19 protein-coding genes, 1 pseudogene and 1 other annotated feature are annotated in these 21,763 nt (G+C 34.9%); of the genes and pseudogenes, 4 read left to right on the top strand and 16 right to left on the bottom strand.

What is annotated here, in order from left to right:
- Window positions 1-370 precede the first annotated feature (370 nt).
- From radC to OB_RS10590, 3 genes are all read right to left on the bottom strand, one after another.
- Window positions 371-946, bottom strand: coding sequence for a RadC family protein (gene radC / locus OB_RS10580; protein ID WP_011066451.1), 576 nt, complete (start codon window positions 944-946; stop codon window positions 371-373).
- Window positions 947-1,170: 224 nt separating this feature from the next.
- Window positions 1,171-2,046, bottom strand: a complete 876-nt coding sequence (locus OB_RS10585) for a hypothetical protein (protein WP_011066452.1) — start codon at window positions 2,044-2,046, stop codon at window positions 1,171-1,173.
- A gap of 83 nt (window positions 2,047-2,129) precedes the next feature.
- On the bottom strand, window positions 2,130-3,410 hold the full coding sequence (locus tag OB_RS10590) for a bifunctional folylpolyglutamate synthase/dihydrofolate synthase (RefSeq protein ID WP_011066453.1): 1,281 nt from the start codon (window positions 3,408-3,410) through the stop codon (window positions 2,130-2,132).
- A gap of 59 nt (window positions 3,411-3,469) precedes the next feature.
- On the opposite strand from OB_RS10590, the gene OB_RS10595 reads away from it, so the two are divergent.
- Window positions 3,470-4,360: an ATP-grasp domain-containing protein gene (locus tag OB_RS10595; RefSeq protein ID WP_011066454.1), complete on the top strand. Its 891-nt coding sequence runs from the start codon at window positions 3,470-3,472 to the stop codon at window positions 4,358-4,360.
- On the top strand, window positions 4,357-5,208 hold the full coding sequence (locus OB_RS10600) for an ATP-grasp domain-containing protein (protein WP_011066455.1): 852 nt from the start codon (window positions 4,357-4,359) through the stop codon (window positions 5,206-5,208). The genes OB_RS10595 and OB_RS10600 overlap by 4 nt, the downstream gene beginning before the upstream one ends.
- Window positions 5,209-5,321: 113 nt before the next feature.
- Here OB_RS10600 and OB_RS10605 read toward each other — a convergent pair whose 3' ends face one another.
- Window positions 5,322-7,973 carry a valine--tRNA ligase gene (locus tag OB_RS10605; RefSeq protein WP_011066456.1) on the bottom strand — a complete coding sequence of 884 codons (2,652 nt, stop codon included), beginning with the start codon at window positions 7,971-7,973 and terminating at the stop codon, window positions 5,322-5,324.
- A 46-nt stretch (window positions 7,974-8,019) separates the two neighbouring features.
- Window positions 8,020-8,249: a binding site (T-box leader), on the bottom strand.
- Window positions 8,250-8,395: 146 nt separating this feature from the next.
- Between OB_RS10605 and OB_RS10610 the strand changes: the two genes are divergently transcribed.
- Window positions 8,396-8,584 carry a hypothetical protein gene (locus OB_RS10610; protein ID WP_011066457.1) on the top strand — a complete coding sequence of 63 codons (189 nt, stop codon included), beginning with the start codon at window positions 8,396-8,398 and terminating at the stop codon, window positions 8,582-8,584.
- On the opposite strand, the gene ysxE is transcribed toward OB_RS10610, so the two are convergent.
- The 8 genes from ysxE to hemA all read right to left on the bottom strand — a co-directional run bounded on the left by ysxE (window position 8,581) and on the right by hemA (window position 16,997).
- The gene (gene ysxE / locus OB_RS10615) at window positions 8,581-9,579 is read right to left on the bottom strand and encodes a spore coat protein YsxE (protein WP_011066458.1); all 999 of its coding nucleotides are present in this window, start codon (window positions 9,577-9,579) and stop codon (window positions 8,581-8,583) included. The two genes, OB_RS10610 and ysxE, sit on opposite strands and share 4 nt — an antisense overlap.
- A 91-nt stretch (window positions 9,580-9,670) precedes the next feature.
- Entirely contained in the window at window positions 9,671-10,657 is a 987-nt protein-coding gene (gene spoVID / locus OB_RS10620; RefSeq protein WP_011066459.1) for a stage VI sporulation protein D, read from the bottom strand.
- Window positions 10,658-10,801: 144 nt separating this feature from the next.
- Window positions 10,802-12,088: a glutamate-1-semialdehyde 2,1-aminomutase gene (gene hemL / locus OB_RS10625; protein ID WP_011066460.1), complete on the bottom strand. Its 1,287-nt coding sequence runs from the start codon at window positions 12,086-12,088 to the stop codon at window positions 10,802-10,804.
- Window positions 12,089-12,100: 12 nt separating this feature from the next.
- Entirely contained in the window at window positions 12,101-13,087 is a 987-nt protein-coding gene (gene hemB, locus OB_RS10630) for a porphobilinogen synthase (RefSeq protein WP_011066461.1), read from the bottom strand.
- A gap of 1 nt (window position 13,088) precedes the next feature.
- Window positions 13,089-13,847, bottom strand: coding sequence for a uroporphyrinogen-III synthase (locus OB_RS10635; RefSeq protein ID WP_011066462.1), 759 nt, complete (start codon window positions 13,845-13,847; stop codon window positions 13,089-13,091).
- Window positions 13,847-14,776 (bottom strand): hydroxymethylbilane synthase, encoded by a 930-nt coding sequence (gene hemC / locus OB_RS10640; protein ID WP_011066463.1) that lies wholly within the window; start codon window positions 14,774-14,776, stop codon window positions 13,847-13,849. Before hemC ends, OB_RS10635 begins: the two co-directional genes overlap by 1 nt.
- Before the next feature lie 11 nt (window positions 14,777-14,787).
- Entirely contained in the window at window positions 14,788-15,603 is an 816-nt protein-coding gene (locus OB_RS10645) for a cytochrome C assembly family protein (RefSeq protein WP_011066464.1), read from the bottom strand.
- Window positions 15,604-15,623: 20 nt separating this feature from the next.
- Window positions 15,624-16,997, bottom strand: coding sequence for a glutamyl-tRNA reductase (gene hemA, locus OB_RS10650; protein ID WP_011066465.1), 1,374 nt, complete (start codon window positions 16,995-16,997; stop codon window positions 15,624-15,626).
- Window positions 16,998-17,211: 214 nt separating this feature from the next.
- Between hemA and OB_RS10655 the strand changes: the two genes are divergently transcribed.
- Window positions 17,212-17,697: a LiaI-LiaF-like domain-containing protein gene (locus OB_RS10655; protein WP_011066466.1), complete on the top strand. Its 486-nt coding sequence runs from the start codon at window positions 17,212-17,214 to the stop codon at window positions 17,695-17,697.
- Window positions 17,698-17,762: 65 nt separating this feature from the next.
- On the opposite strand, the gene OB_RS10660 is transcribed toward OB_RS10655, so the two are convergent.
- The 4 genes and pseudogenes from OB_RS10660 to yihA form a co-directional block, all read right to left on the bottom strand.
- Complete coding sequence (locus tag OB_RS10660) at window positions 17,763-18,494, bottom strand: amino acid ABC transporter ATP-binding protein (protein WP_011066467.1); 732 nt, start codon at window positions 18,492-18,494, stop codon at window positions 17,763-17,765.
- Window positions 18,495-18,508: 14 nt separating this feature from the next.
- Window positions 18,509-19,172: pseudogene (locus OB_RS10665) on the bottom strand (amino acid ABC transporter permease).
- Between the two features lie 168 nt (window positions 19,173-19,340).
- A complete protein-coding gene (locus OB_RS10670) occupies window positions 19,341-20,147 on the bottom strand; it encodes a transporter substrate-binding domain-containing protein (RefSeq protein ID WP_011066469.1) in 807 nt (268 codons plus the stop codon).
- 1,025 nt (window positions 20,148-21,172) lie between these two features.
- Window positions 21,173-21,760 (bottom strand): ribosome biogenesis GTP-binding protein YihA/YsxC, encoded by a 588-nt coding sequence (yihA, locus tag OB_RS10680; protein ID WP_011066470.1) that lies wholly within the window; start codon window positions 21,758-21,760, stop codon window positions 21,173-21,175.
- Between the last annotated feature and the right edge of the window lie 3 nt (window positions 21,761-21,763).

The following is a 21,763-nucleotide window of genomic DNA, read 5'->3' on the forward strand; positions in this document are numbered from 1 at the left end:
TTATTTTTGAGACATAGCACTTAGGCAATCCCTGCATTATGTCAATATATAGATACGTGATGTTTAGGTACCCATTTCGATGGTTTCTTCTTATTGAAGATGGGAGGATAACCCTTACGATGAGATAGAAAGCGGTGAATTCCAATCTCATGATACCCTAACTATTTAATAGTTACACACCCAATATCCCTTCACCTTGGGTTCAAGCAGTATAGCTTTTACCATGCATCACTTGGTCTGAAAGACAAAAGTATAGGATGTACTATTTCCTTCTTTTCACATCATGCTATTGTCCCCTAATTGGTTTCCCAATTAAAGTAAGATGCTGACCATAGAACATTGTAAGGAGTTCTAGATACTTTGTGTATCACTATATAATTACACCTTGCAGGCGCACACCACTCGGGTGATTGTGGGCTACAATTAATGATGCTGCAGAACGTTTAACTGCTTCTTTAAAAACCTCTCTAGGGTGCACTATCGAGGCATTTAAACTACCTATAAAAACTGTTTGATAATGAATAATTTGATTTTTTGTATTTAGAAATAAAACTACAAAATGTTCCTGACTTAAATAACGCATCTCTTCCATGATGTAACTAGCACCGTCTTCAGGAGACCGGATAACATAAGGACCATCGGGCTTATAGGTATTCAATCTTTTCCCTAACTCGATAGCAGCAAGAATGATAAGTCCTTTCGCTGTGCCAATACCTTTAATTGCTATAAGTTCTTCAATAGTCGCATCTCTTATTAATTTCATCCCCTCAAAATGCATTAAAATTCGATTAGATAATACATTTACTGAATCTTGTTTTGTTCCGCTACCAATAAGAATGGATAGTATTTCTTGATTCGATAAATGAGATGCTCCATGCTTTAGCAATCTTTCTCTAGGTCGATCTTCTTTGGGTACGTTCTTCATAGTAAGTACCGTGGTTTTCATCTTCTCCCTCCTTTCTTTGTATAGCATATCGGTAGAAGAGTGTAACAACAAATATAAAAAATAATATTTTAGTTTGGATTTCATACACTAAATTTTATATTTATCATAAAGAAACGTATAAATAACTAGTGCCGAATTTACAAAATATATAAATCCTTATCATTTTTAAATCACGTTAAAAAAGCTTGTGAAGAATCCAGATAGAATTCTCCACAAGCTCGCTATTATTTTTGTAGTATTTCGTACTCATGCATTAATTTTAAAAGTTGCTCTGAAGATGGTTCGCCACTCGTTTCATTTAACGTCTCTACCAATTTATTTATAGCATTTGTTTCTTTAGGAACACTTTCTATTAATGGCTGAATTTTGTCACTAGTAATTGGTTCTGTCGCATTTAATTGATTCGTCAACTCGGATTGCCAAAAAGTATGAAAGGAATCTATCCACTGGGCTTCTTCTTTTGTTAACTCTACTTCACCCTTTGTAGTACTCCATTCTTTCACATATAAATCTACATTATTTTGTTCACTTATAGACGCAGCAATAGATTGACCCAAATCTTTAGTCGGAGCAACACCTGCCAGAAGAAAGTATTGATCTTCTCTTTGCCAAATCACTGTTTCGATTTCTAAGTCAGAATATTTTTCTTGCCACTCAACCGCGTTCGCCTCTTCCGAAAATATTCCTGCTTGAATAATATAAGATTGCAGTGGCTCTATTTGATATGCTTCTGTAGAAATCGCCATTGAAGATCCATCATCATTCATTCCTCCAATAGTTGGAATAGACCCATTTGCTGAAGGTGGAGTATCCACTTGTACAAACATCCGAATTAAGGTAAACCCTAGAATCGACCCAATAATTACTGCAGATATAACCGCCATTAATAAAGGCTTAAGTTGAAATGATTTTTTGTTTTTTTTATTAGGAAATCCTTTTTTAGACTTTTTTAAAGCGGTTAATACTGGCAGCTTCTCTTGTTCATGCTTTTCTTGGGCAGCAGCTGACTCTTCTGGTGAGCTTAAGAATTCCTCTGCAGGTAATTTATACGTCCATTTTTTTCCATTTTTCTCTACTAATATTGGTTTCTTTTTCTCCACAATATGTTCCTCCTGTGCCCAGTAGTATGTCCCTCACTCTAGCACAGCAGATATAAAAAGTAAGACGAAATCTGACACTAGTTCTAAGAATCGTTCAACATATTTCGCTGCAGATCATTAACATATTGTTTTACTAATGATATGAAATGTAAAGATCCAGTAATATAATAGCATTCATCCTTATTTTCAAAAATTGTTTCCAAGTATTTTTTCCAATCATAAACGATTCGTTTTGGCTGCTTTGTTTCTAATTGTTCTAATTCCTCAAAGGAGGGAGCGCGAACATGATCAAATGTTGTTACATTAACGTTCGACAAGTCTGATTGCAGACAATTTATCATGTTTCTTACGTCTTTATCCTTAAAAGCTGCAAATAAAATATGATGACCGCTTTTAGAATCCTGTCGTTTTATCGTGTCTATCAAAGAATGTATACCTTCCATATTATGTGCGCCATCTACAATTATTGACGGATTACTATGGATTTTCTCTAATCTTCCAGGTAATCTAGCTTGTTCTACCCCTTTAATTATCTTATCTTCCGTTAACTGCCAGCCTTGTTCATGAAGTATATGTAATACATAAAGGGCTATAGAAGCATTATAGTGTTGATGTTTTCCATTCATATCTAAATCTATATCAAATTGTTGATTAGATATATTAAATTTAAAATGATTCATAGTTATAGATTCATACGTAAAATCTTTGTCTAAAACAAATAATGGTGAATTCATCTCTTCCGTTTTCTTCTCTATTATGTCATACGCAGTTCCGTTAACACCAGTTATCATTGGAATTAACGGCTTGATTATACCCGCTTTTTGTTCAGCAATTTCTACTAACGTTTCACCTAACAATGCAGTATGGTCATAAGAAATAGTAGTGATAACAGTTACAATTGGCGAAATTACATTAGTCGTATCCCACATTCCTCCCATGCCCGCTTCGACAACTGCGATATCTACATTATTTTCAAAACAAACAAAGCTTAATACCGTTAATATCTCAAAGTTACTCGGGGAGTTCCCATCTTTGTCTAGCATTTCAATGGCAGGCAACATTTTTTGAAATGCTTGTGAAAATACCTTCTCCGATACTGGCTCGTTATTCATTTGAATAAATCCTCTTATTCCATAAAAACTAGGAGATGTAAAAGATCCAACCTTATAATCATTAGCTATGAGAGCAGATTGAATGAATTGACTCGTAGAACCTTTTCCATTTGTACCAGCTATATGAATAGTGGGAAGGTCTTTATCTGGATAGTCGACAAACTTCAATAATTCCTTCACTCTTTCTAATCCAGGTTGTACCCCTATTGTTTCTCTATTATTAAAATATTGTTCTATTTGTTCAAATAACATACTTTCCCTACTTTCCATTCCATCATATAATAATTATAGCAGAAAGGATGATTCGTTTAATGAAAAAGACTGGGTGGATTATTGTCAATGGCAATCTAAAAACTGATAAATTCATCGACTATGCAAAAATGATACAAGCTGCTGCAATAAAAAGACATATCGATATCAGTATTATGAAAAACAACGATATTTTACTTGATTTATCTGATAAGCAACCGCTACATTTACATAAACAAACATATACTTTACCTGATTTTGCATTCTTTATTGATAAAGATATCTATTTGGCACAATATCTGGAACAACTTGGAATACCTGTCTTCAACAGTTCTTCTACGATTGAGATGAGTGATGATAAGATTCAGACGTATCAAAGACTCACCTCTCTAGATATACCTATTCCACATACCATAATTGCTCCCAAAATCTATACCAAAGGTGTACTTTCTGATGATTATCTACAATCCATTATTCATAAACTAGGTATACCATTAGTTGTTAAAGAAGCGTTTGGTTCTTTTGGTGAACAAGTTTACCTCGTGAATAATGTTGAGGAACTTAAAGAATTGACGAATAATTTACAAGGAAAGCCATTTTTATTTCAATCTTATATTTCCTCTAGCCATGGTAGAGATATTCGATTACAAGTGGTAGGGAATGAAGTCATTGCAGGTATGGAACGGAATAATAATCAAGATTTTAGAGCCAATATAACCAATGGTGGGGATATGAAACCATTTACGCCTGATCAAAAAGCTATAAATATTGCTGTTGATGCCGCACAAGCCATTAATGCTGATTTTGCTGGAGTGGACTTATTATTTGGTCCGGAGAACTCCTATTTTGTATGTGAAATTAACGCTAATGCCCATATTCGTAATTTGACAGAATGTACGGGTGTGAATATAGCGGATAAAATGATAACCTATATCGAAAGGAAAATAAGATGACTTCAGGTTGGTTAATATACTCAGAAAAAGACGCAATAAAAAATGCAAGCTATATTGAATGGTTTCAATTAGAGGCAACAAAACAAGGCCTTTCCTTACAATTAATTATTCGTGAACAATTAACAATAGGAATTAATCGAAATCAATCCATACTTTATTATGATCATAAACATATATCTACACCGGATTTCGCCATTGTCCGATATATGGATCCATTATTAAGTAAACATTTAGAAAGAAAAGGAATTCATGTATTCAATTCGTCAGCTATCTCAGCGATTTTCAACCATAAAGGTTATACGCATGATGCTATATTACAAACCGGGGTCCCTATGCCAGATACATACTATTATTCAAATGGACTCTTACCAAACGATCCACCTCTTCAATTTCCATTCATTAGCAAAGTGGTTAATGGAAAAGGTGGAAATCAAGTAACTTTAATTCATCATATAACAGAGTGGAATACATACAAACTAAACTGTCAATCGGATATTATCCTGCAGTCTACCGAGAACATTCAGTTTGGAAAAGATATAAGAGTATTTGTCATTGGTAAACAGATTATCGGAGCAGTATTACGAGAAAGCAAAACTGATTTTCGGGCTAATTATACCTTAGGAGGTACTGCTTCCATCTATACATTAAACACTCCTCAACAAGAGCTCATACAGAAAATTGTAAATAAGTTCGATTTTGATATGGTAGGAATTGATTTCTTACTATCAACAAAAGGTGAATTACTATTTAATGAAATTGAAGATGTAGTTGGTTCGCGTACGTGGAGTAAAGTAAGCAATATAAATTTACTCGAACTATATATCAAACATATTAAATCATCCATTTAAAGTTTTTAGTGTTTTTCTTTGCATTAATTTGCGGAATGATAAGAATGCTAAAAAAGAAGTGGTAAAAAACATGTATCGATGTTTTTTACCACTTCTTTTTCGTTAATCTTTCACTATTTCAGTTCAGATAATCGCGTCTTCACTTTTGCTTGTTTATCTAAATAATCTTTTTCTTTTCGTTTTTCTTCTTCCACTACTGATTCAGGTGCTTTACTTACAAAACCTTGGTTTGACAGTTTCTTCTGTACTCGTTCTACTTCTTTTGTCCATTTTGCAAGTTCATTTTCTAATCGTTTAATTTCTTTATCAAAATCAATTAAGCCTTCTAGTGGAAGGAATATTTCTGCTCCTGTCACTACTGAGGTCATTGCCTTATCAGGCGCTTCAATAACTGTTGATATTGACAATTCACTCGGATTACAAAAACGCTCTAAATAATCTCTGTTTTTCTCCAACTCCGCTGTTAACTGTTCATTTTCTGTTTTTATAAGCATTTTAATTTGTTTCGACATAGGAGTATCTACTTCTGCACGGCTGTTACGTACCGATCGAATAATGGATACTAAGCGTTGCATCTCCTGGACTGCTTGAGGATTGTCAAATTCAGAATTAACCTCTGGCCACTTACTAACCGTAATAGAAGGTCCTTCATGAGGCAATTGTTGCCAAATCTCTTCTGTTATAAATGGCATAAACGGATGTAACATGCGCATTGTTTGATCTAGCACGTGGGCAAGAACAGAACGCGTTGTCTTTTTCTTATTTTCATCTTCCCCATAAAGAGATAATTTTGCCATCTCAATATACCAATCACAAAATTCATCCCAAATAAAATTGTATAGATGTCGACCAGCTTCACCAAATTCATACTTGTTTGAGTTTCTGGTAACTTGTTCAATGGTTTCGTTTAATCTTGCTAAAATCCATCGATCAGGAAGAGAAAGCTCCCCTGTTAAATCAATATCTTCATATGTGAAACCTTCCATATTCATAATCGAAAAACGGGAGGCGTTCCATACTTTATTGGCAAAATTCCACGTTGACTCTACCTTTTCCCAGTGGAAACGTAAATCCTGCCCTGGTGTTGACCCTGTCATTAAGAAATAACGTAACGAATCTGCTCCGTACTTCTCAATCACATCCATTGGGTCTACTCCATTTCCAAGTGACTTACTCATTTTTCTACCATCTGCATCACGAATAAGTCCATGTAATAACGTATCTTCAAATGGCTTTTCATTCATGAATTCTTTAGATTGGAAAATCATTCTCGATACCCAGAAGAAAATAATATCATAACCCGTGACTAATACATTCGTAGGGAAGTAACGTTTTAAATCAGCAGAATCTTCATTTGGCCATCCCATTGTTGAAAATGGCCATAATGCAGAAGAGAACCATGTATCTAACACATCTTCATCCTGTTCCCAATTTTCAATATCTGCTGGCGCCTCTTTCCCTACATATATTTCCTTGGTTTCTTTATGGTACCAAGCCGGAATTCGATGTCCCCACCATAATTGACGAGAGATACACCAATCGCGAATATTATCCATCCAATTAAAGTAAGTACGTTCAAATCTATCCGGTACAAAGTTTACTTTTTCATCAGCATCTGCTTGCATATCTAATGCTGATTTTGCCAAAGGATCCATCTTAACAAACCATTGTGTAGAAAGATATGGTTCAACGACTGCACCACTACGTTCTGAATGACCTACCTGATGAGTGCGTTCTTCAATATTGAACATTACACCTTGTTCCTTGAGATCTTTTACAATTTGTTTACGGCATTCAAAACGGTCTAAACCTTGATACTTTCCAGCATTTTCATTCATAGACCCGTCTTCATTCATCACTAGGATACGTTCTAATTGATGTCGATTACCTATTTCAAAATCATTTGGATCATGTGCAGGTGTTATTTTAACTGCACCAGATCCAAGTTCCATATCAACATAGTCGTCTGCTACAATTTCTATTTCTCTTCCTACGATAGGCAAAATAACGGTTTTTCCGATTAAATGTTGATAACGCTCATCTTTTGGATGAACAGCCACTGCTGTATCTCCAAGCATTGTTTCTGGTCTTGTTGTTGCAATTTCAATCGTCTCATCGCTACCTTTAATTGGGTAACGCATATGATAAAACTTGCCTTGAATTTCTTCGTAAATTACTTCGATATCTGATAGAGCTGTCTTCGTAGACGGATCCCAGTTAATTATATATTCACCACGATAAATGAGACCTTTCTCATATAACTTAACAAATACTTCTCGAACCGCATCCGATAATCCCTCATCCAATGTGAATCTTTCTCTTGAGTAATCTAGACCTAGCCCAAGTTTTTCCCATTGTGAACGAATAAAAGCAGCATATTCTTCTTTCCATTCCCATGCTTTTTCTAAAAATTTCTCACGACCTAATTCATAACGATTCGTGCCTGACTCTTTTAACCTTGCCTCTACCTTTGCTTGAGTAGCAATTCCCGCATGATCCATACCAGGTAGCCAGAGAACATCATAGCCTTGCATACGCTTCATTCGTGTAATCGTATCTTGCATTGATGTATCCCATGCATGCCCTAAATGTAATCTTCCGGTAACATTTGGAGGTGGGATAACAATCGAGTATGGTTCCTTATCCGGATCCCCTGTTGCTTCAAAAAACTTACCATCTAACCAAAATTGATACCGGCCTTCTTCTACTTCCTTAGGATTATACTTTGAAGGAAGTGATTGTTTATTTTCTTTGTCCTGTTCCATTTATAAACCTCCTTATATTAAAGCAAAAAACCCTTTTCATCCTTAAAAAAAGGACGAAAAGGGTATAATTTCCGTGGTACCACCTTTGTTTACAAACAAAGAATTGTTTGTACACTCATGTTTGGATAACGGTCAATACACCGATCTCTCTTACTAATTATTCAGAGAAACTGCATCAAGGACGACTTCAAGATTAACATACTTAGGAAATTTCCAGCTCAAGATTTCCCTCTCTAAAAGTGTTAATTCTTTACTACTTCCTATCTTCGCATTTATTTTGCTTATTTGTATTTTTATTTTATCTTGAAGTTTTGATAGCGTCAACTGTTATTTAGTATAGACACGAAACAAGCTTATTTATACATAGTATACGTTAGAGCACAAAAAGGTGCTCACGAATAATACAAGGAGGTTATTTAATTATGGCTAGGTTCTACCGATTTCGACTTCCACCTTGGGCACGAAAGTGTATTGTTATTATAGAAGTTTCCGTAACACCGATTATGGTATTTCAACTTGTTCGAACATTACTCATCCCAACCACGTTTGACATTCTTTTAACAGGAGTTTTAATTGGCTTGGTAATTGCTTTTTACCTTGAATGGATTTAATTTGTATCAACATTTATCGTTTCGTACTCTTCTTGGATAAAATCAACCCAGGTCATACCAAATTGTAACCGCCTAAATTGGTGTTGTAGTTCTCTCGTTTGTTCCAACATAGATTTTTTAGTTCTTTGTTCTGTAAAATTTTGAACCACACGAATATAATGAGCGGGGTTTAATAAATTAATAGTTAATAAATGGATTTCTTTTACAGTTAGATGGTTTGTTTTACGATATAACTTAAAAGCCTGCTTCATTTCTTCTATCGGTTGGTCATAATGGCCAGTGATATGTTGAAAATAGTTAGCAATATCAGTAGAAGGATGGTCAAAACTTGCTTCTTCCCAATTCAACAAATAACCGCCCCTACAATGAGATGGATCTAATTTCCCATGACATAAGCTTTTCGACCAAGAAATGCTGTCTTCTTCTTGTTCAAATATAGCATTAATTTTATTTTGAAGTAATTCAGAAGCGTGTACTACAGCTTTATACTGGGAGCATGCAATTAACTCAAAAGGTGACATGTATCTTCTACTTTCAAAATGAACAATATTTTCCTTCAGGCCATCTGGTATATTTCTATTAAATGATTGAAATCCTTCAAAATCTTTTTTCATTTTATCGATTTTAATCCGTTCTGTTTGTTTCGTTTTTTTGTGAATTAAAGCCAATGTCTGCATGGTACTCTCAATCTGATAATTAATATCCATGTTTCTAGGAATATCAACCCATGGAGATAAATAATAATAAAAATGTTCATGTTTTTGATAAAGTGATCCGTCTTTCGTTACATACACAGGTAGGATTTCAGAGATATTTCTTTCACTAGCAACATGATAAATACTAACCCATGATTCAATATTGTTTTCATCAAGATAACTGCGCTTTAAGGCATAGTCTCGCATTCCATCATGTACTCGAAAAAGTCGATTTGTAACTTTTTCAATTTCTAGAGGATAAATGCTGTAATGTTCAAGTACTTCTTTTAGTATATCCAACTGTCATCCCCCCTTACTTCACCATATCGGTTTCCTAACATTATCATCTTCTTATGTATACCTACGCAAAGCTTGTTTGCGCAGGGCCTCCTTATTTAGGAGGAATATACAGTAATTGACCTTGGTTCACTTCAAAATCTGACTCTAATTGATTATGTTTGATTAATTGTAAAGGACTAATAGAAAACCTTTGTGCAATGGTTTCAATTGTGTCATCCTCTTGAACAATACATAGACGCATTTTAGTATACTGTTCTTCTTCAGCATTACGGAATATATCAGATAAATAGGTTACATCTTCCGGACTCTCTTCATTATCGAGAATATCAAGAACTTCCTCCTGATCATTTACTTCATAATCAGTTTCATCTTCATATTCTTCATAATTATCATCTTCTGGTGATGCTTCTACTTCCGAGATACTTTGGAAGTACTCTGATAATGGCTGTGACTTGATTTTCCATCGATCAGGGTCATCATCAGCTGGTTGTTCATGTTGTTCATGTTGTTCATGTTCTTCCTTACTTTCATCTGTTCGCTCGAGATTTTCTGTTGTCTCTTCTTGGATAGGATGTTCTATTTCAAAAGAAAACGAATCTTCTTCTTCTGAATCTTCTCTGGCAGGTTCTGCTTCTAAATTATTGTCTTGTTGTATACCTTCAATATCTATAGAAGCAAAAACCTTTAATTGATCCTCTTCTAATAACTCATAATCAAAAGACTCAATTTGAACAGTTACATCATCAAGATTATCAACTCGATATGGTGGAACAGAAATTTCTACTGGAAAAGTGTGAGAGAATAAATATAAACCATTTATTTCCTCAATCTTTTCGACGTAGCGTTTAGATTGAATTTGATCGAAATCTAAAGGTTCATCTTCTACTTCTGTATAAGGTACCCTTTGATACTCACCTTGCAGTTCAATCGCACCACGAATTAAAATGTAGTCTTCATATGCATGAATAGATATCTCAGGTTCCAAAGATATTCCTCTGATTTCCTCCACTTCCTGTCCTTTTTCAAAAAACAAGGATTCTTCTAATTCAAATGTAAAAGCATTGGAATCAGTTGACAAATCTTATTCCTCCCTTCACATAGCTTCCTATGCCACTTTTTCTTTAACATTTATATGTTGTTACCAACAAGGATATGCAAAAAAAGCAATGTGTAATGAAGGAATCCCCTCATCATACATTGCTTTGTAAATAAATATGGAATTTTATTTTTCTATTTGTTCAAAAGCTTTATGAATAGCTTTAACGGTTTTTTCTATATCGTCATCAGTGTGAGCAGTGGAAAGGAATAATCCTTCAAATTGAGAAGGTGGCAAGAATATCCCTTCATTAACCATCGAGCGATAATACTGAGCAAAGTAATCAAGATTTGAGGTTTGAGCTGTCTCAAAGTTAATTACCTCTTCATCTGTGAAAAATACTCCAACCATGGAACCTGCTCGATTAATATGAATCGGAATATCAAATTTGTCGGCAGCATCTCTAAACCCATTCACTAACGTATCCACTTTATTATTGATATCTTCATAGGATTCTTCTGATAAAGAAGATAATGTCTCATATCCTGCAGTCATAGCTAATGGGTTACCAGATAGTGTACCAGCTTGATATATAGGACCTGTTGGAGCTATCTGTTCCATGATTTCGCGCTTACCACCATAAGCACCAACCGGTAATCCACCACCGATTACTTTTCCTAGGCATGTTAAATCAGGAGTTACATCATAATGACCTTGTGCACAATGATAACCGACTCTAAATCCAGTCATTACTTCATCAAATATTAATAAGGAACCATTTTCCTCCGTAATATGTCGAACATATTGTAAGAAACCATCTTTCGGTGGAACTACTCCCATATTTCCACATACTGGTTCCATAATTATCGCTGCTATGCGGTCTCCATAATTTTCAAAAGCTAATTTCAAACTGTCTGTATCATTATAAGGTACAGTAATGGTATTCTTTGCAATATTTTCAGGTACTCCAGGACTATCTGGTAATCCAAGAGTTGCCACGCCTGATCCCGCTTTGATAAGCAGAGAGTCTCCATGACCATGATAACTTCCTTCAAACTTTAGGATTAAATCTCTATCCGTGTAGCCTCTAGCTAATCGAATAGCACTCATCGTTGCTTCTGTACCTGAGTTAACCATTCGAACCATTTCAATTGAAGGAACACGATCAATTACAAGTTTAGCTAAATCATTTTCTAATAGTGTTGGTGCGCCAAAACTTGTACCTTTAGCAGTAATATCTTGAAGTTTTTTTACTACACGTTCATCAGAATGACCAAGAATTAATGGACCCCAACTTAAGACATAATCAATATATTCATTGTTATCAATATCTACTATTTTAGAACCCTTTCCTTCTTTCATAAAAATCGGATTCATCCCGACAGATTTAAATGCTCTTACTGGTGAATTAACCCCACCCGGCATTAAATCAACAGCTTCTTTATACGCATCAATTGACTGATTAAGTGTCATTAAAATACCTCCTTAGTTCGATTCCTGTAACCATTTCGCAACATCTTTAGCAAAATAAGAAATAATCAAATCAGATCCTGCTCGTTTCATCGATGTTAGTTTTTCCATTACTAATGCTCTTTCATCAATCCATCCATTTTGTGCAGCAGCTTTTACCATGGAATACTCTCCACTAACATTATACGCTACTACCGGCAAATCAAAGTTATCACGAACCTCACGAACAATATCAAGATAAGACAGAGCTGGCTTCACAATTAAGAAATCAGCACCTTCTTCTACGTCTGAAGTTGCCTCGCGAATAGCTTCTAAGCGATTTGCAGGATCCATTTGATACGTTTTACGGTCTCCAAATTGAGGTGTGCTATCAGCAGCATCTCTAAATGGACCATAAAATGCAGAAGCATACTTTACTGCATACGACATAATTGGAATATGATTAAAACCTGCTTCATCTAAAGCTTGACGAATCACTACGACAAATCCATCCATCATATTGGATGGCGCAATAATATCTGCACCAGCTTTAGCTTGTGAAACAGCAGTTTTAGCTAATAATTCTAATGAAGCATCATTATCCACATCGCGGTTCTGTATCACGCCACAGTGACCATGAGAAGTGTACTCGCATAAACAAGTATCTGCTACTACTAGCATATCTGGAAAGTCTTTTTTAACCATACGTGTAGCCTCTTGGATAATCCCGTGATCATGAAAAGCTTCTGATCCTATCTCATCTTTATTAGACACTACACCAAATAAAATAATAGAACGTATACCTAAATCATAGGCTTCTTGAACTTCTTCTAATAGATGATCAAAGGATAACTGATAAATCCCTGGCATTGAAGGTATTTCATTTTTTATGTTTGAGCCTTCTATTACAAAAATAGGATAAATAAAATCAGTAGGTCTTAAATGCGTTTCTCGTACTAATGAACGCATAGATGTAGATGCACGTAATCGACGATGCCGTTTAAAAGTCAACTGTTGTTCCATATTAAGTTACATCCTTTCCTAAAGCCAAATCAATCATAACTTCTATCATTGCATCTGTAGTAAATTCACTAGGAATATGAAGATTTGGTATTTGTAATTTTTCAGCTTTCGCTTCTGTAGTCGTTCCAATACATATATAATCACATGAAAATGGTATATCTTTCACTAGCTTCATCAATGCCGTCACTGTTGAAGGACTAGTTAAGGTAACAAAATCAACATTCTTAATTGTGTCCTCTAATTCACGCTTTGCTTCATAACGATACGTCGTTTCATATACTTCAATTGTGTCATAGGAAATATTATGTTCAGTAAAATCATTTGGAATAATATTTCTAGAGAGATTTCCTCTTACAATTAATATAGGTTGTTCTCTATCATAGCTTTCTATAAATTCTTTTGCCATTGTTTCTGCGTCGAATATAGAGGGAATAAAATCTGGTTTCAATTCATACTCATCTAATGCGAGTTTCGTTTTTGTTCCAACAATACCAACCTTTATATCAGAAGGAAATTCAATATCTAACTGATGTAGAAAATGAAAAAAACCGTGAACTCCATTTGAACTAGTGAAAAGAATCCATTCATATTTTTTTAAGTGCAGCCAAATAGGGTTACTTATATCACTTTTATATTCTATAGATAAAAGAGGGACAACCAGTGGCTTACCACCAAAATTTTCAATCTGTTTAGCAAAAGCTTCTGCTTGTTGTTTTTCTCTAGTAATCAAAACACTCTTTCCTTGAAGAGAGTGACTCATTACTGATCCATCTCCTCTTTTACCCGATCAACGATTTCTTTTGCTCCTTGACTTATTAATAACTCCGCAGCTTCTTTCCCAACTTCAGTGGGTTCTGTGCCACGAACTGTTTCTTTTAAGATAGTTGTACCATCTGGATCTCCTACTAAGGCAGTTAATACTACCTCATCCCCGTCTAAATACGCATATCCGCCGATTGGAACTTGGCATCCACCTTCTAATAAATGAAGAAACGTTCTTTCTGCACTTACCGTCTTCGCTGTATAAGCATCATGAATTTTTTTAACTATATTGGTAAGTTCTTCATCATCTTCTCTACTTTCAATTGCCAGTGCACCTTGTCCTACCGCAGGAACACACACCTCTGGTTCCAGATATTCTGTTATTAGTTCTTCACTTAGTCCTACCCTTTTTAATCCAGAAACCGCAAGAATAATTGCATCATAGTCTTCTTCTTGAAGTTTTCGAATTCGAGTTTCAATATTTCCTCGAATCCATTTTATAGTCAAATCTGGTCGTTCTGCTAAAATCTGTGCTCCTCGACGTAAACTACTTGTACCAACGATGGCACCTTCAGGAAGGTCTTGCAAGAGAATATTGTCTTTTGCAAGGTACGCATCACGATGATCTTCACGCTCAGGAATAGACGAAATTGTAAGCCCTTCTGGTATTACCGCAGGCATATCTTTCATACTATGTACTGCTAAATCAATTTCTTTATCAAACATTGCTTTTTCAATTTCTTTAACAAACAGTCCCTTACCGCCAACCTTAGATAGGGTTACATCTAGAATCTGATCTCCTTTTGTAACAATCTTCTTTATTTCAAATTCATTTTTTACTCCAGCTTTTTTCAACTGATCGATAACCCACTCTGTTTGAGTTAAAGCAAGATTACTTTTTCTTGTACCAACAATAATTTTCCTCATTTAAGATCCTCCTAGTAATGAAAGTTTGATAATGTACTGGATAGGAAAAAATTAATTAATAATACTAAAAACGAAATAATATTATATAAAGCTATGCCCTTTCCTCGATAACCTAAAACTCGCATAAACAAATAAATAATATACATAACTAAAACTACGATAGAGCCTATTGTTTTCATATCCAACCATATGAACGGCCAATGAGATACATAAGCCCATACAATCCCTAATATTATAGCAATTAAAAATACAGGGACTCCAATTCGATTTATTTTAAAGCTTAATTTATCTAGTGTTTGAAGATCGCCAAATCGAGACATCCACTGGAATCCTTGCTTCTTTTTAAGTAAATCATACTGTATATAATACATACATGATAAAAAGAAACCAATTGTAAATAGACCATATGAAATAAGTGCTAATGTTATATGGGCTATTAACATTTCTTGTGCAAACTGTATGGTTCCACCTGGAAATTGAGTGTCAGCATGAGCAGTCATATACATTAACATCAGTACATAAGCAAATCCGTTAATAAATAAAACTATAGATCGGATAGAATATAACTGATAAATTATCAAAGATAACCCGATCAATATCCATGAATAAAAGTATAATCCATCTATAACTGTAGCTACTGGAAACGACTTCTCAGAAAAAACATGATAAAAGAAAAAAACGGTTTGAATGACCCAAACCATTGAAAGCAACCAGAAAGCAATTCGGACTGCTTTCCGGTTCGTATGAATAAAATCAATCATAAATCCAATTAGACTAAAGCTATATAGCAATAACAACAATTCGTATAGCCATTTTATTTCAACCATCTCGGTATCCTTTCTTTCGATCAGGCTGTTGTAATTTTTTCAATGATTGGAAAAGAAGACGGTTCTTCTTTAGCAATCTTCATTAAAGTTTCATTTTTTTTTGCATGTTTAACTAATTCTTCCTTAACCTCTTCTTCAATACCAAATATATTTATAAATAATTGCAATGAGTCTTCTGCATTGTCTTTACCTGCAAACTCTTTTGCTTGTGTAACAGGTTCTTTTAATAATTGATTAATAATACTTTTTGTATGCTTATTTAATACTTTTCTTTCTCTGTCAGTAAGGTTTGGTATTTTACGTTCAATACTCTGCATTGTTTCTGCCTGAATGGTTAAGGCTTTTTGTCTTAATGCAGATATTACTGGGATTACACCTAATGTTTTTAACCATTCCTTAAAGGTAACAATCTCTTCTTCTATTAATAGTTCAATTTTTTCAGCGGCTTGTTTTCTAGACTCAAGGTTGTCATCAACAATATGCTGTAAATTATCAATATCATACAAAAATACATTTTCAAGTTCTGAAATCGCAGGGTCCATATCACGTGGTACTGCTATATCAACAAGAAAAAGCGCGCGACCTTTTCGCTGTTTTTGTACTTTCTCCATCATCTCTTTTGTAACAACAATGGAATCAGCACCAGTAGAGCTAATTAAAATATCAGCCTGCTGTAAGATAACTGGAAGTTGATCTATACTCTCAACATCCGCATTAAATTTCTCTGCCATTTCATTTGCATTTTCAAGCGTTCTATTTACTACTGTAATTTTTGTAGCCCCAGAACCTTGAATGTTTTTTGCTGCTAGTTCCCCCATTTTTCCTGCACCAAGTATCGCAACATGTTTCTCTTGCAAATCACCAAAAATTTTCTTTGCTAATTCCACTGCTGCATAGCTAATAGAAACTGCGTGTTCTCCAATAGCAGTTTCCTTATGTGCACGCTTCCCAAAAGTAATAGCTTGTTTAAATAGCTCATTAAATATGGTGCCCGTAGTATTAACTTGTTGGGAATTTAAGAAGGCTTGTTTCACTTGACCAAGAATTTGTGTTTCTCCTAACACCATTGAATCTAGACCAGTAGATACTCTAAATAAGTGCTCCATTGCTCCGTCATCTTCTGTTATTCTTAGATAAGTAGAAAATTCTTCTTTTTCAATACCAAACCAATTAGATAAAAACTGTTTTATATAATATCTTCCAGTATGAAGTTGATCTACAACCGCGTAAATCTCCGTACGGTTGCAAGTAGAGATAATTACATCTTCTAATATGCTTTTTTGATTTTTCAATTCTACCATAGCATCTTGCAATGAATCTTCAGAGAATGTAAATTTCTCCCTAATGTCAACAGGGGTTGTTTTGTAATTAAACCCAACTTTTAGAATATGCACAGTACTACCCCCAAAATCTTTAAATCGGACTTTTTTAATATTATTATAACCTAATATTTATTATAACATGTAAATTATATCGTGAATCTTTAAAATGTGAACAGAATCTGAAACAATATGTTAATATATATTGGAAAGAATCAATTCGACTGTACTTTAACACAACAACACCGAGATAGCAAGGGATCAACTCAATATTGGAGGCAACTATAATATGAAAAAGCAACATTCCTTAATTGCATATTTGTTTATAGCAATAGGGGTATATTTTTTATTTAGAGAATTAAAATTACCTTTTTTTACTGATTTTTATTCGTGGCAAACATTACTGATGATTATCGGTATTGGCGTCCTTATTCATAGTTATACGACACGGACGTATAATAATCTATTTGCCGGTACATTAATACTAGGAATTGGGATTCATCTCCATGGTGTAAAACATTATCATTTTTGGATTGATCATTGGGGAGTATTCCCATTAATTATTGGATTAGCATTACTAGTTCGTTATTCTAAAACAAAAAAAGGATTATTATCAGGTATCGTCATTGTAATTATTGGGTTACTATTTATTTTCTCCGATCAATTATCATATTATACCGAGTGGATGAATCCAATAACCAACTTATTAGACCGTTTTTGGCCTATATTGTTAATACTACTAGGTTTCTTTATGCTGAGGAAGCCCAAAAAATAAACAAAATTAACAAAGAGACGGCACCTGTTATCTATCAGGTGCCCGTCTCTTTGTTATAAAACTTTTTATAATACCGAACCAAGGAAATCTTTTGTTCGTTGTTCATGAGGATTTGTAAAAATCTCTGTTGGTGAACCTGTCTCGACTATTCTTCCTTCATGCATATAAACAATCCGGTCTCCTACTTCTTTTGCAAACCCCATTTCATGTGTCACAATGACCATTGTCATTCCTTCTACTGCCAACTCTTTTATGGTAGTTAAAACCTCATTTACTAATTCTGGATCTAATGCGGAAGTCGGTTCATCAAATAGCATAACATCTGGCTTCATCGCTAGTGCACGAGCAATAGCAACTCGCTGTTTCTGCCCTCCGGATAACTTTGATGGGTACTCATTGTATTTATCACCAAGACCAACTTTATCCAACAACTGCTTTCCATCTAAAACAGCTTCTTGTTTTGCCACTTTTTTCACTTGTGTTGGTGCTTCTATAACGTTTTCTAATACAGTCATATGTGGAAATAAATTAAAATGTTGAAACACCATACCAATTCTCTGCCTAATATGATTCAGGTTATGTGTTTTGGGCTCCACCTTTTCTCCTTCTATAATTATATTCCCACTGTTTTTCAACTCCAAATAATTTAAACAACGGAGTAAAGTACTCTTTCCAGAACCACTAGCTCCAATTAACACAACCACATCACTTTCATAAACCGTTAATTTGATATCTTTTAATACATGCAGTTTACCAAATGACTTGTTTAAATCTTCCACACGAATCATCTCTTTCATCCATAGCACCTCCATTAATCACTTACAGATAATCTTTTTTCAATCCGGTTTACAATAAACGTAAGTATTAAGACAATTAACAGGTAGTAGACCGCAACGGTTAAATAGTATGGTAAGTAATCAAATGAATTTGACCCCATAGTGCTCGCCACACCAAACAAATCTTGTAGTCCGATAAAAGAAACTAGCGATGAGTCCTTGATACCAATAATAAATTGGATTGCCTAGAGATGGAACTGCTCTTCGAAAAGCTTGAGGCAATATAATACGTCGCATCGTTTTCCCTTTACTCATTCCTAAGGATAATCCAGCTTCTCTCTGTCCTTTATCAACTGACTGAATAGCGCCACGGATAATCTCTGCTATATACGCTCCACTGTGAAATGCTAAACCAATTGCACCTGCCCAAAATTGATTAATTAGAAAAATATCTGTAAGCCCATAGTAAAGAATAAATATTTGAACGATTAATGGTGTACCTCGTACAAGCCATATATAAGCATCTGCTATCCATGTAAGTATTTTTATATTCGATATCTTTAATATCGCAATGAACAAACCAATAAAAATAGCAATAAACAGTGATACTACAGATAACTTTACAGTAATCCATAGCCCTTCCATAAATACATCCAAACTACCAATAAATACATCCATAAAATGTAAAATTGCTTCCATATCAACACTCCAATTTATTCGTTGCTTGTCACTTTAATTGAAATAAAAATTCTATAAAATAAAGCGCAGGTCGTTCATAACTCCAAACGAACTGCGCCGTATTCTGAAATTATATATTCTTTTACGATCGTTATTTTGTATTAAATCTAAAGCTAGCTTTATCCATATCTATTCAGTTTCTTCCACGTTTTCAGGTTCTTTTGTTATATCTCCACCAATCCACTCTTCAGATATTTCAGCTAATTCACCGCTATCCTTTAATTCTTGTAAAACTTCATCCACTGCATCTCTCAATTCTTTGTTTTCTTTATTGACTGCGATTGCTTGCTCAGCAATACCTAATTGTATACGTCCTTCTACCTCTAAACCAGCATCTATCGCAGTAATTCCGGTAACATCATCTGTAATCACTGCATCATGATGCCCGCTTGATAGCGATTGTAGAGCAACCACATCACTATCCACTTGTGGAATATTATCTGTATATTCTTGAGCTGTCTCTAGATATGTTGTTCCTCTTGCAACTGAAATTTCTTTGCCTTCTAAGTCCTGGACTTCTTTAATATCACTATCTGGTCTTGTATAAATTACTGGACCAGAATAATAATAAGGTTCAGAGAAATCCACCTGTTCTAGTCTTTCTTCCGTGATAGTATGGCTGGCAACTGCAATATCGTATCTACCTTCTGTGACACCTGTGACAATTCCAGAGAATTTAGCACGTTGAGGATTCGGTTCCAGTCCAAGCTTTTCAGCAACTGCTTCCCCAACCGCTATATCATATCCCACCATGTCAGAACCTTCCATATAACTAAAAGGTTTAAATTCACCAGATGCAGCAAATGTCAATTTTCCATCCTCTACTAGATCATAAGGTTGGTCTGTTTCGGATTCCGCATTTGAACCTTCCTCACTACAAGCAGATAGTAACAGAAATGCAACAAGTGTAAATAACAGAAATTTCAGTTTTCTCATCTTATCAATTCCCCCTTTTATTTTCATAACCACTTCGTTACTGTTGTCACGTTGTTTAGTATATCAATTTACGAAAGGTTAACCAAATCAGAATATTCATAGCATTTGTACAAGTTTTTAAGTATTTGGAAGCTATATTATCTATGCAGTTATATACCCTTAATTATAGATTTTAATCACACTTTTCTAAATATTAATAACAAATCTTCCATTTTTAAGAACAAAAGCGCAAGCGCCCGTTTATCACCGTATGTCCTGCGCCCCTGGTTTTCAAGGGGTGGTTCGACTGGTCGAACTTCTTTATTTCTTTGAGATAAAGGAAACACGATAAGCGTATGCGAATCGATGTTGACTTTCACCGCAAGGGTATAAGTGCGACTATGCCTCACAAAGAACATTCGGCAGTCTTCTTTTCACCATTGGCATAAGTGCGACTATGCCTCACTAAGAACACTCGGCAGTCTTCTTTTCATTTTCACCATTGGCATAAGTGCGACTATGCCTCATAAAGGACATTCGGCAGTCTTCTTTTCACCATGGCATAAGTGCGACTTAGCCTCATAAAGAACACTCGACAGTCTTCTTTTCACCATGGCATAAGTGCGACTATGCCTCATAAAGGACATTCGGCAGTCTTCTTTTCACCATGGCATAAGTGCGACTATGCCTCATAAAGGACATTCGGCAGTCTTCTTTTCACCATGGCATAAGTGCGACTATGCCTCATAAAGGACATTCGGCAGTCTTCTTTTCACCATGGCATAAGTGCGACTATGCCTCATAAAGGACATTCGGCAGTCTTCTTTTCACCATGGCATAAGTGCGACTATGCCTCATAAAGGACATTCGGCAGTCTTCTTTATCGTAAGGAGGTTTCCGGAAGGACAATAGGTGATGGGCGCTGGAGCTGGACGTGGCTAATTAACTTAGTTGTTTATCCACAGATCCAAAATTTTATAATTTCCTAGAGAACGAAAAAAAATAGCGGGCACAATAATTGTAACCCGCTATTTTTCAAATTTTATTTATCTTTTTATATATCTGGATAAAGCTGACCAAGCTTCATCTTTCCCTTCTCCTATTTCAGCCGAGAATGGAATAAATAAATCTGTTTCATCCATTTCTAATACTTGCTTCGCTCTATTGATGTGTTTTTGACGTTTGTTTTTTGTTATCTTATCTAATTTTGTCCCGATAATGATGACAGGAAGATCAAAGTACTTAATAAAATCATACATTTGAATATCATCTTGGGTAGGATCATGCCTTAAATCAGTTACTAATACGACAGCTCTCAACGTATCTCTTGTTTGGAAGTATTCTTCCATCATCCGTCCCCATTTTTCTCTTTCCTTTTTCGATACTTTTGCATAGCCATACCCTGGTACGTCAACAAAATAAAATGACTCATTGATACGATAAAAATTAAGTGTCTGTGTTTTACCCGGCTTTGATGACGTTCTAGCAAGATTTTTTCTATTGATTAGTCGATTTATAAACGATGATTTACCGACATTAGACCTTCCAGCTAAAGCAATTTCCGGTAATTGATCTTCTGGATACTGCTTTTTACTTACCGCACTAATGACAATTTCAGCATGGTTAACTTTCATTTT

Source organism: Oceanobacillus iheyensis HTE831, from assembly GCF_000011245.1.
Lineage (GTDB): Bacteria > Bacillota > Bacilli > Bacillales > Amphibacillaceae > Oceanobacillus > Oceanobacillus iheyensis.